The organism is Pirellulales bacterium, assembly GCA_035499655.1.
Classification (GTDB): domain Bacteria; phylum Planctomycetota; class Planctomycetia; order Pirellulales; family JADZDJ01; genus DATJYL01.
The window spans coordinates 1-11978 of the sequence record DATJYL010000221.1 but is presented as its reverse complement, the minus strand read 5'-3'; the positions used below and the strand labels follow the sequence as shown (position 1 = coordinate 11978).

Genomic DNA, 11978 nt, shown 5'->3' with positions numbered 1-11978 from the left:
ACGCCGGTTCCTAGCAATTCATTAAAGGCACAGGAGAGCCCCACGCCCTCCAAGAAAACAGCGGCTGGCAAATAAAACAATGGGAGAAGGAAATGCCTCGCTCAGACGCCGTGGAGCACAACGGTTTTGGTTTCCGTCATTTCTTGGATTGCGTAGCGTGGCCCCTCTTTCCCCAGCCCGCTCTCCTTCAGACCGCCGTAAGGCATCAAATCAGCTCGCCATTGCGGTCCCCCATTGACGTGTAAATTGCCGCAATCAACTTCGCGGCAAAATTGCATCGCGCGGTCTAAATCTCGAGTGAATATCGCTGCGCTCAGCCCATAGTTTGTGTCGTTGGCCAATCGGATGGCTTCAGCAAAATTGTCGCAAGCAGTGACGGCCACGGCCGGGCCAAATAATTCCTGACAACTGATTCGCATATTGCTTTTCACGTCTGCAACAATGGTCGCTTCATGATGAGTGCCATCGTATCGACCACCGGTTACCAATCGAGCGCCATCACGCACGGCCTCGTCAATCCATTGGTTTATTCGAGCGGCATCTCGTTCGCGAATCATAGGGCCCAGATTTGTCGTCTCATTTAAAGGATTGCCGTACTTCAGGGCATCAACCCTGGGTTGCAACATGTCAATCAAATCACCATAGACCCTTCGCATCACCAATACTCTCTGTGTGGAAATGCATGTTTGGCCAGCGTTTGAATAACCACTGACGGAAATCCCTTGAGCAACATGGTCCAAATCGGAATCATCCATTACGATCAGCGGGCAATTGGAGCCCAGCTCCATCGTCACTCGCTTGAGCCCAGCCAACTTGATAATTTTCTCTCCGATTTCACGACTACCGGTGAAACTTATTTTCCGTACACGCGAATCGGTACACAATGCTTCGCCGAGCGATTCTCCCCCGCCGGTCAAGCACGAAACGACTTGAGGAGGCAATCCGGCTTCTAACAAAATTTCCACAAGCCGAAGTGCGACCAGCGGCGTGTCGCTGGCGGGCTTGAGCACGATGGCATTGCCGGCTGCTAGTGCCGGGCCAACTTTATGACACGGAAGGTTGAGCGGAAAATTGAACGGCGTAATTGCCACCACCACGCCGCAAGGGACACGCAAGGTAAACGCTAATTTCCTGGCACCGTTACTGGCGCCATCCATGGGCAACACTTCCCCGCCAATGCGTTTGGCTTCTTCAGCCGAAAGCTCCATTGTTTCAATAGCCCGCGCAACTTCGACCCTCGATTCACGAATCGGCTTACCTTCTTCCAGCGAAATGGTGCGCGCAAGCTGACCACTTTGCCCGTGCATAAGCTGGGCCGTGGCACGAAGGATCCGAAAGCGCTCGTACCCGGGCAACGCCCGCATCAAACGAGCCCCTTCCAAAGCTGCCGCTAAGGCACGATCTACATCCGCGGTATCAGCTTTGGGCACGGTGTCAACCACCGAACCGTCAAATGGATTGCGCACCTCTATTTGTTGGGGCTTGTCAATCCAGTTCCCGGCAACGAACATTTTCATAACAGATTCTCCGGGTATTCCCTTTTCACCATTATTGAGCGATCTTTTGAGACCGGCTAGGGTAGCGATTTTTATGCGCATTGCATCACTTATCTCTGCAGGCACGGAAATGCTGTATGCGCTCGGATTAGGCGATTCTGTAGTGGCGGTTAGCCACGAATGCGATTGGCCTTTGGAGTGCCTTCGGTTGCCACGAATTACTCGCTCCCATGTGGATGCCACGGCTGGGAGCAGTGAAATCGACGGACAAGTTCGCAGCCTTTTATCGAATGGCAAACCACTTTACGAAATTGACGCGGTGCGCCTGTCTAAATTGCAACCCGACTTGATCGTGACACAGGCTCAATGCGACGTTTGCGCGGTACGATATGCCGACGTGCTAGAAGCCGTGAAAAGCGACCCTCGGTTACGAGATGCCCAAGTGTTTTCTCTCAATCCGCAATCGCTCAATGACGTATTGAAAGACACAATCCGTTTGGGCGAAACAACGGGACTTTCGGCGCAGGCCAAGAAACTAGTGGCCGGCTTGGAACAGCGAATTGACTTAATTCGTTCTACAACATCGGCAATTCCGCGACCGAAGCGACCAAGAGTTGCGATAATCGAGTGGACTGATCCGCTGATGCTAGCCGGGAATTGGGTGCCTGAATTGATCAAAATTGCCGGCGGCAGATGCGAACTAACGTTGCCTGGTGAACATAGCCGCTATCGAACTTGGGAAGAATTATGCCAGTTCGATCCACAGTTGATCGTCGTTTGTCCTTGCGGCTTTGATCAAATCCGTGCACAAGCCGAGGTCGCTACTTTAAGCCAGCGCCACGGCTGGAACTATCTGACAGCCGTTAAAAAGGGAAACGTGTTCGCACTGGATGGCAATGCGTATTTCAATCGGCCTGGGCCACGGCTTGTAGACAGTCTGGAGTTATTAGCCAAACTGGTTCACACCGCTCAATTGTCTCTCTCCTAGGACCTGCGGCTCCCGGTTCAAAACGTCCAATCAAATCCGAAGAAGGGGGAAATGCCGGGGGAAAGTACGCGGGTAGGCGGAGCAGGAAATCCCGTGGGGCCAAGCAATCGCAAGTCCAGATGTTCCTGGTATGTGCGGTTGAAAACGTTGTCGATGCCGGCCACTAAACTCAAATTCTTCGTCCAGTTATAGGAAGTGTGAATATACGTTGTGCAGAACCCGGGAGTAGCTTCCTCAACCGTCTCCGGGGCCCCGGAAAGTATGATCGCGCCTAAACGGTTTTGCGCAGTTACCATCCGCTCACCTACCTCCACTTCCCACTTTTTCTCCTGGGTAGCATCGTGCCAACGGACACCAACCGTACCTTCCAATGGCGGAATCGAGGGCAATGGAGCGCCCAACGAAATATTGTCACCTTGAACATACTTCGACTTTACAAACGGGGTCAACCAGGGCGACCAATCCCAATCAGCCGTGGCTTCATACCCCGTTAAGCTTGCCAACGGGGTATTGATAAAGTTGACCAACTTCGCATCGAAAAAATCCACCACTGCATCACCTTCGAAGGTTACATAGTCAACGATCCAAGCATAAAACCCCGTCACGCTGGCATGAAAATTGTCGTAGTCTGCGCTTAAGCCTAGATCGACCTGAAAGTCTCGTTCCGGTTTCAAAGCAGGGTCGCCAATCACGCGAGTGAACCCGCTCTGAAGCAAGCCAAGGAAGATGCCATCTGCGTAGCGCTCTGTAAGAGTTGGCGGTCGCTGGGCGTAACCATAACCCGCATTCAGCTTCCAGGCATCGTTGAATTTGAACTCATTGGTCACGTAATATGCGTAGAGCACGTTGCTTTGTTGCAATTCGTCGGCATCCAAATTCGTATCAGGTCGAAGCTCGTTCTGATCGGCGCCGGTGTTCACCCAATCGACACGGCCACCCAATGTCGTTTTCCAGCCATCGAGTACCGGTATGCAATATTCAGCGAATAGCCCACCATCGCTGATTTGCCCGAATGGCTGATTGGTGGAAAATGGAGTAACAGGCGGCAAACTAGACCCCATGCTAGTGAGCACGTAATTCTCCTGGAGCATTTGCTCCTCGAAATGGAAGTCGATGCCCATGCGAAGATATTGATTGTCCACGTCACCGTAAAGTGCTACGGCACGCGCGCCGCTGGAAACATTATCGCCGAACGTATTGCCATTCAGCGTGTTTGTTCCGCCGACCTCTTGATCCAGTGCGTACTCCACACGAGTAATCACAGGAAAATTGGGATCGCTTTTGCTGGGAGTAATCGAACCAGTGAATTGCGTGCGATTCCACCAACCTTCCAGTTTAAGCTGGGTCCAAGGCGAATTCGGGTTTTCATCCACAGCTTTAAGTGTTGTACCGAACGTCCCCAGGGTATCGACGTCAAAAAATTGCGCCGCATATTGCACGTTGTTCTGATCCAATCGCAGGAAGCTGCCTTCGATGCGATCGTACTTGCTCGTGCTAACGCCAAATTGAGCCCAAACATCGCCCGTATCGTAACTAGACGGAATCGACAGTCCATTGCCGGCCTCAAAATCGCTGCCCGTACGGTGACCGTAACTGATACGGTAACCGTAATCATCGCTGCCTCCATCGGCCGTGAGACGGCCATAGAGCTGACCACCGTTGGTGTGTATGTCGCCGTTGGCTCGGTAACTGCTTTCCGGCCCATCGTCATAGCGCGGAGTATCCTGAGTAATGATGTCAATAAAACTCAGCCCTGGCCCATAGCGCAAACCATAGGGTCCAGGAATCACGACCACTTCTTGAATCATGCCGGGATCGATTTTGCTAAGCATCGAGTCAAGGTCTTCACGAACCGGAAACCAATAGGCGCCGGTGGCCTGCGCATAAATCTGGCCGAATTCATATCCGCGAACGTTTGGAGCCAACGCCACGGGCGATCGTCGAGTGGTGTTCACACTTTGCACCGAATTGGCAGACTGGAGCAGTCCACCAATGTCGGTAGAAGCGATGGCCTGTGCCTGGCCTTGGCTAACCCCTTGTGCCGGGCCTCCGCCGACTGCGGCCGCCAATTCGGCAATCGAGGTCGTTCCCAGGGTTTCAAATGCCCCAGGAATACTTGGCTGAAATGGCGTAATGGACGGGGGTTGCACGGGTTGCAAGGGCTGCAAGGGCGCTAAAGGTTGCTGCATAGCCGTACGAAATACGCCGTGGTCAAGAAAGATGCCGCCTTCAAGTGAAGAAGGAAAATCAAGCCAAAGCTGTTCGTCGATCGATGGCGCAGGTGGCAAGCCGCGCTGTTCAGAAGCATCAGTAGTGGCTGGCTCAGACGATGTTGATGCTTCGATTAGGAACCGATTTTCCTTTGACTCAATGTTCTCCGTTTCCAAAGCAGTTCCGGGTAATCGAGCTAAATGCACAATCGGTGCGGTAGCGCCATAACGTTGCGTTGCCGGGTTACAAACATCTGTTGCTGACTCGCGCCCGGGAACTTCAATTGAACTGCACAAGTCGACGTCGGTTCCAAAACGAAGTGATGGAGAATTTGCATCGTAAAAAGGATTGAAATCGACTCGCAAACCAATCGAGTCACGGCACCAAGCTGGCATTCGGAGCAGCTCATTTGACGAATATGTTTCATTCTGACGCGGTAATTCGTCCACTGGAGCTGCCTGCTGCCCTGCAATTGTTTGATTTGGTATGGTTTGTATTGCGCTAATGGGTAATTCCCTGATCGTCTGTTTGGGAGCATCGGACGCCGCAATGCGCGCATCATCTGCAAGTACCCTGCTTCCTACAGCAAGGTAGACTAACAGAGCTGCTATCCATGCAGACTCAGTCCAACGCATTCAATGGGTCCGTGGGCAGAAGGCTGTATGCCGAATAAAACCGAATAAGTCGTACAGCCATGATTTAAGGCATAGCCGTTAATATCGTTAAATTCGGTCCTGCCCTGCTTTGCGCTGCAATCTGGCCCGAAAAGGTGCTGCACCCACCGCAATCGTTAAGGTTTAACATTCGTGCGGACCCGAGTCGCAAGAATGCTAGCTAAGCACCTCCAATAGTACGCCAACGGAGATGCTTAAAACCCAATGACAATACCGAATAATTTGGCGAAAACCTCGGTAATTCGTGCTGTTCATTGAAGTTTTTCCCCTTGGCTCTAAGTGTTATCAAGCTATTTAGTTGCAATTTCGATGTTCGCTGCGTAATCTGAAAATGAAATGGCTGGTATGAAAATTCACTTCGCTGATCCCGGTCAACGTTTCAGCAAATCACCCAGGAGTATCGAACGATGGCTCGTCAAACCCAATTGTCATTGCTGTCGTCAATTGCGTTTTACGTCATGCTAAGTGCTATTTCAGAAGTCCCAGCGGACGATTCCGTGATGACGAAAGCACTTTCGACTTCCAGTTCGAGCGAACAGTCAATTAAGCAGGCGCTAAGCGATAAAACATCGTTCGATTTTCGAGGCGTACCCTTGAGCGATGCAATGCAAGCTATCGCCGAGAAACATCACATCCTGATTCAAGTTGACAACACCGCTCTCAAGGCGGCAGGAATTGATCCAACGACTACGCAAGTCACGATGGTCGTTAAAGATATTACGCTTCGTTCGGCCTTGAATCTACTTTTATCGCAATATGAACTTGCCGCACTGATCAAAAACGAAACTCTGCTTTTCACAACCAAAGCCAAGGCAGATTCGATGTTCGAAACACGTCTATATGATGTGCGTGACCTAATTCTGCACGACTATAACTCCACTGGCACTGTCGATTTCGATTCTCTTGTTGACGCTATCAAATCAACCATCAATCCGCAAAGCTGGGATAAAGCGGGCGGTCAAGGATCGGTGGCGACTTTCAGCGACAATGGAGTGTGTGCCCTCATCGTGTGGCAAAATTACGATGGACACGAACAGCTTGAAACTTTGCTGCAAGGGCTTCGGCAGCTTAAACCTCAGCGCGCCGTGAATCAATAGCTTGGGAAAAGAAGCAGCCGCTGCTTTTCAACTCCCATCAACCGGCGCTTTCATTCTGCTTTCTGCGGCGCCAATTCCTCTGCCATGAAGCCGCAGGATTTATGCGCGCCATCGCAAAACGGTTTGTTCTTCGAATGCCCACAACGGCACAAGGCAATGGCAGGTTTGTTTGCGGGAAGTGGAAAAGCCTGACCTTGGTGATCGAGCAGCGCTAATTCGCCTTCGACCAGCAAAGGACCATTCGGACGACAGCGAATAATAATTGGCATGTTTGGATGGCCCCAATGGATTTGAAATAAGCGCCGATGGAACGGCGCGCTGTTGCAAGGAAATGCACTACATGTCTAACGCGCAGCGCTGCCGACCGTCAAGTGGCCCAATTCGATCTTGAACCAGATACTGTTCCAATGTACACTTCACGCCATGCAACTGACGCTTAATCCTACTCATGGAAACCAGATGAAAATCAGTCAAGTGGAAGCGGCTTTGGCCGAACTGCTGGCGGAAACGCTTCGCCGTGGCTTTCACGGAAAAGCCTTGCTGGAACTTGTCATCCAAGACGGCACAATTCAGCATCTTCGCCGGGCCGTGGAAAGGATTGAAAAATAGTATTCGACAGACAGAAGTGGGCCGGTCGCTTGGTAGAGACATCATTGGCAACTGCCTGACAAATTACGGTATCGCACACGAGCCAGCGCCTTAGCGGCGCATGGTTTCCTTACGAGCCCACCGCAGGATTATTCCTGCAGGGCTTTTTTCATTGTTGTGCCGAAAGGAACACCTCATGAACGACTTGTTACAAGAGTATTGCGATTCGCGTGGGCTGGCTTTGAGGGTTGATCGCCAGGCTGGACTGATCCGCGGCATCAAGATTCTGGGTACGCACTCCCGCAATGGACGTGATTACCTGCCTGATGCACTGGCTCGCGCGGTTGGCCTATACGAAGGTGCAAAAGTGAATGTGAACCATCCCAAAGGCCATCCCCTCGCGCCACGAGATTACCAGGAGCGAATTGGGGTAATTCGCAATGTTCAGCATCGCCCGGGCGATGGGCTGTTCGCAGATTTTCATTTTAATCCCAAGCACTATCTCTCTGAGCAATTGATGTGGGATGCCGAGCAAGCTCCAGAAAACGTTGGGTTTTCACACAATGTGCAGGCCCATACACGTCGTCAGGGAGAAATCACTGTGGTTGAAGAAATCTTACAAGTCCACAGTGTCGATCTCGTAGCCGATCCAGCAACCACACGCGGATTGTTCGAAGAATATCCCACAGCTGACCTAGGTTGCGGGAACGCCAATCCTTCCGAGAACGACTGCCTCCAACCTGCATCTCTGGCACACGATAGTCAAAGAATTGCTAAAGCGGATCTTGTGCTTTCATCGTCTGCACTATGTGAGCAGCAATCCGGTGTCCTTGAAAAACGATGTCAAGAACAGGCCACCGAGATATCCAAACTGCGTTTGCAGATTGATCAATTGCAGGCGAAGGAAGCGGTCGAAGAACGGCGATCCGCTGTGCGATCGCTTTTGGCCGAATATTGCTTGCCTGATCCAGATTCGATGGACACCACAACCAAAGCGATCGTGAGCGGCACTTTTTTACAGTCGCTTCTCTCCGCTCCGGATAAACAAACTATGCGCCGGTTAGTGGAACAACATGTGCGATTGCTGGGCAGTGCACACCTTTGGCGCCATGATCCTCGCGTGATCCATCGGCAGCCCCTTTCTAGAGACCAAAATACACTCGATCTGCGCGGTGTATTTGATGCTAAATCATTTGCCCGAGCGATCACCGCGTAGCCGGATTGTTAGATACTGGCAGTTAGTTTTCACCAAAAGATTTCATTAACAAAATCCAACGTTCTATTTCCAAAGGAGATTTTCCGTGAGCATTAAATATCGCGAACTCAAGCGTCGTTACGAATTAGACGGTGCGTCAAAGACCGTCGAACACCTGGCCGAATCAATCCGAGAGAAACATTTGCGGCCGGAAGACTTTAGCATCCGTGATTTGGCAGAGACGTTGGTGCCGGACGGGCATCAATGGGTCCGACTTCTCGACCCGAGCGCAACCAGTGGAGTGAATGTTTTGGAGGCTGCCGACGGTGTCGACGTAAGTGCATTTTTGAATATCACCGGTCAAGTAATTTACTCGAAAATTATGCAGGCATACACCCAGGATGCCTTCGTCATGTCGAGGCTTGTGAATTCGACTCCCACACGATTTGATGGCGAAAAAATTCCCGGTGTGGCAAGCATTGCCGATCAAATTGACGAAGTTCCTCCTGGCATGCCTTATCCAAGTCTGGGTTTTGGGGAAGATTATATTGAAACGCCTTCTACAACCAAACGAGGTTTTATCGTGCCGGTCACAAAGGAGGCCATTTTCTTCGACCGCACGCATCTGGTGCTGTCACGTGCATCAGAAGTGGGAGAAATTTTGGGCCTGAATAAGGAGAAGCGATTGCTTGATCTGCTGATCGGCGTCACCAACAACTACAAATGGCGCGGCGTTAGTTACAATACCTATCAGTCTTCAACTCCCTGGGCAAATGTGGCAACAAGCAATGCACTGGTCGATTGGACTAACGTCGATGCTGCGGAACAGCTTTTTGCCGATATCCTTGATCCCAATACTGGCGAGCCGGTCTTGGTTAGCTCCAACACCGTGTTGGTGATGCCCGCGTATCGCCACGCGGCCCATCGCGTGTTCAATGCTGCGGAAATCACCTATACAGCCACTGGCGCTAATACGGCGACCACGGCTTCCAATCCGTTGGGCAACTACCGCGTGGTGGAAAGCCGGCTGGCGTATCGGCGAATCCTTGCATCAGGCGTGGCTTCCGTCGACGCCCAAAAGTGGTGGTTCATTGGCGATTTCAGCAAGGCATTCGCCTACATGGAAAACTGGCCTATCACAGTCACACAATCGCCACTGGGAAGCGAAGCCGACTTCAGCAGCGATATTGTCGTGCGGTTCAAAGCCAGCGAGCGCGGTGCGGCCGCCGTGATTAATCCACGGTTTGTGGTGAAGAATACTGGTTGAATAATTGCCCATCAGCATCTTTCTGCAGCCCGGTAGGTGTGTCCTGCCACCCGATTGACTGCCCCGCACCTCCGGGTTGCACATTTTTTATTTTTTTCCCGTACTTGACCTCAACAAACTCTCCATTCCATGACCGACCTTGAACAAATCGAAAACATCCGCCAGCTCACTTTGCTACAACTGGCCGACATACGGGCAAACCCCAAACCCACTTACACCATTGACGGACAAACAGTCTCGTGGACTGCCTATGTTCAATCGCTGCAGGAAGCCGTAGATTGGTGCGACGCAAAGCTAATTGGGCTGGCTCCATTTGAAGTGCGGTCGCAAGCGATGACATAATTTCGTTTGTTGGCCATTCGAATATCCAGCTCCTAGTAGTCCTGGGTCGCCTCCTCTGGCTTCAAAGAATTCGTATGGCCGGGAGCCTCAAGGACAACACGCCGATGAAGCAATTCCAGGATCGATTCGAGCAGCTCACCCTCATTGGATTCCAAGAGCAGAGTTGCCTTGGTCAGCAATTCACGGCGGTGGTTCATGGCGCGTGCTGCATCCAGCGCGCCCTGCTGAGTTAGCGAACCTCCGGTGCCAAAGCGGCTGTAAAGTTCGTCGAATTCCGCGGGCGCCCAACCATGAAAGATTTGTGGATAAACCGTCACAACTTCATCGACCGCCGGATTCGTGCGACGGTCGAACAACCGGTGTCGCAGCAATGCCGGATCTTGAAACAACTCTTCTACCGGTACGTTCAAACTTTCCGCCAACCGATGCAGCGTGCGTGGCTGGGGCCGACGACGTCCGGCCAATATCTCCTTGAGTGTGCGATGATTCAATCTGCTGCGAAGCATCAGCTCAGTGAGGGTAAGTCCTTCCCGAGCCATTAAACGACGCAGGTTTTCTGCATGAATGGCGAAGGAACCGTGATAACTATTTATCATGAACGTTGCTCGGGGTTTAAAATTGCACTCGTTCTAATTAGAACAAACGTACACCTATGGATTTTGTCCTGTCAAGTGGTGAAAATGTGCCGTAAATCACACGCTGAGACCCGGAATGTTTGAGTCCAAATTGCCCTACGAGTCCTGTATGATCCATCCTGAGCGTTTGTTGAAACGGTTCCTGCGGTATGTCCAAATTGACACAACTGCTCAAGAAGGCGCGGGAAAATATCCTTCATCGCCAGGTCAATTGGCGCTCGGTAGAATGTTGCTCGAAGAACTCTTCTCCCTGGGCCTGAACGACGGCGTCCAAAATGAATTTGGCATTATCACTGCCACCGTTCCAGCGACCGTGAAGCATGCGACGCCAACCATCGCTTTGAATGCACATTTGGACACTTCACCCGAAACAAGTGGTGCCGAAGTCAAACCACAGGTGGTACGCCAATACGATGGCCGCGATCTCATCTTGACCGGCGATTTGACTAAAGTAATCCGCGTCGCCGAGAATCCGGACCTTCATGGCCTGCTTGGTCGCACCATCATTACCACCGATGGCACCACGTTGCTTGGCGCCGACGACAAAGCAGGTATCGCTGTCATTATGGAATTCGTTTCCCATTTGCAAGAACAGCCTGAAATACTCCACGGTCCCGTGCGCGTGCTGTTCACCTGTGACGAAGAAATTGGCCACGGAGTAGATCATGTTGATTTGCAGCAGATTGATGCTGTGGTTTGCTATACGCTGGATGGCCGCGGTGTAGACGAAATTGATGTGGAAACATTTTCTGCGGACTTGGCGGTGGTAACGCTGCGAGGTGTGAACATCCATCCGTCGATCGGCAAAGGAAAAATGGTGAATGCCGTGCGCGCGGCGGCAGCCTTTATCTCCCGGCTTCCACGTAATGCTTGCTCGCCGGAGTCGACAGACGGCCGCGAGGGCTTTTTGCATCCCTACGCGATTGGCGGCGGCGTGGCTGCGGTAACCCTAAGGATTCTGCTGCGCGATTTCGATACGTCCAAACTCACCGAACTGGCAAATCAGCTACGACAGGCAATTGAACAAACCAAAAACGAATTTCCAGGCTTGGAAGTGGATGTGCAAATCATTCCTCAATATCGCAACATGGCGGAAGGACTACAGCAAGAACCCCGCGCAGTGGCCATGGCTCAACAAGCCTTCGAACGGCTGGGAAGACAACCTAAATTAACCATCATTCGCGGAGGCACCGATGGCTCCCGGCTGACAGAACTCGGGCTTCCGACTCCCAATCTGTCCTGCGGCCAGCATAATCCTCACTCTCCTTTGGAATGGGCATGTTTAGAGGAAATGGAGCTATCCGTGAAGGTGCTTGTAGAACTTGTCCAAGTTTGGGCCGGCATCTAAATAGCTCCTTTCGCGAATCGAAGCGCGGGGGAGTTTGATCTGGCAACGAAAACAGGCTTGGCCGTAAGTTCTGTGGTTCTCACACCAAACAGGACCTTGGAGGCCAAGCCATGGAAGGCAGTATTCAGTTGACGCAC

The 11978-nt window shown here is 51.8% G+C and carries 11 protein-coding genes; 7 read left to right on the top strand and 4 right to left on the bottom strand.

The features are described from left to right. Window positions 1-101: 101 nt before the first annotated feature. On the bottom strand, window positions 102-1598 hold the full coding sequence (locus VMJ32_17315; GenBank protein HTQ40785.1) for an aldehyde dehydrogenase family protein: 1497 nt from the start codon (window positions 1596-1598) through the stop codon (window positions 102-104). Here VMJ32_17315 and VMJ32_17310 point away from each other — a divergent pair. Beyond that, window positions 1591-2484 (top strand): cobalamin-binding protein, encoded by an 894-nt coding sequence (locus VMJ32_17310; protein ID HTQ40784.1) that lies wholly within the window; start codon window positions 1591-1593, stop codon window positions 2482-2484. The two genes, VMJ32_17315 and VMJ32_17310, sit on opposite strands and share 8 nt — an antisense overlap. A gap of 17 nt (window positions 2485-2501) precedes the next feature. On the opposite strand, the gene VMJ32_17305 is transcribed toward VMJ32_17310, so the two are convergent. Next, window positions 2502-5330 (bottom strand): TonB-dependent receptor, encoded by a 2829-nt coding sequence (locus VMJ32_17305; GenBank protein ID HTQ40783.1) that lies wholly within the window; start codon window positions 5328-5330, stop codon window positions 2502-2504. Between the two features lie 446 nt (window positions 5331-5776). Here VMJ32_17305 and VMJ32_17300 point away from each other — a divergent pair, with 446 nt between their 5' ends. Further along, complete coding sequence (locus VMJ32_17300; GenBank protein ID HTQ40782.1) at window positions 5777-6466, top strand: hypothetical protein; 690 nt, start codon at window positions 5777-5779, stop codon at window positions 6464-6466. A 50-nt stretch (window positions 6467-6516) separates the two neighbouring features. Here VMJ32_17300 and VMJ32_17295 read toward each other — a convergent pair whose 3' ends face one another. After that, entirely contained in the window at window positions 6517-6699 is a 183-nt protein-coding gene (locus tag VMJ32_17295; protein ID HTQ40781.1) for a CDGSH iron-sulfur domain-containing protein, read from the bottom strand. A 190-nt stretch (window positions 6700-6889) separates the two neighbouring features. Here VMJ32_17295 and VMJ32_17290 point away from each other — a divergent pair, with 190 nt between their 5' ends. From VMJ32_17290 to VMJ32_17275, 4 genes are all read left to right on the top strand, one after another. Beyond that, window positions 6890-7075, top strand: coding sequence for a hypothetical protein (locus tag VMJ32_17290; protein HTQ40780.1), 186 nt, complete (start codon window positions 6890-6892; stop codon window positions 7073-7075). Window positions 7076-7250: 175 nt separating this feature from the next. Then, window positions 7251-8270, top strand: coding sequence for a hypothetical protein (locus VMJ32_17285; protein HTQ40779.1), 1020 nt, complete (start codon window positions 7251-7253; stop codon window positions 8268-8270). An 85-nt stretch (window positions 8271-8355) separates the two neighbouring features. Next, window positions 8356-9516 carry a hypothetical protein gene (locus VMJ32_17280; protein HTQ40778.1) on the top strand — a complete coding sequence of 387 codons (1161 nt, stop codon included), beginning with the start codon at window positions 8356-8358 and terminating at the stop codon, window positions 9514-9516. A 129-nt stretch (window positions 9517-9645) separates the two neighbouring features. Continuing rightward, window positions 9646-9858, top strand: coding sequence for a hypothetical protein (locus tag VMJ32_17275; protein HTQ40777.1), 213 nt, complete (start codon window positions 9646-9648; stop codon window positions 9856-9858). 32 nt (window positions 9859-9890) lie between these two features. On the opposite strand, the gene VMJ32_17270 is transcribed toward VMJ32_17275, so the two are convergent. Further along, on the bottom strand, window positions 9891-10454 hold the full coding sequence (locus tag VMJ32_17270; GenBank protein HTQ40776.1) for a helix-turn-helix transcriptional regulator: 564 nt from the start codon (window positions 10452-10454) through the stop codon (window positions 9891-9893). Window positions 10455-10569: 115 nt separating this feature from the next. Here VMJ32_17270 and pepT point away from each other — a divergent pair, with 115 nt between their 5' ends. Next, a complete protein-coding gene (pepT, locus tag VMJ32_17265) occupies window positions 10570-11841 on the top strand; it encodes a peptidase T (protein HTQ40775.1) in 1272 nt (423 codons plus the stop codon). Window positions 11842-11978: the final 137 nt, after the last annotated feature.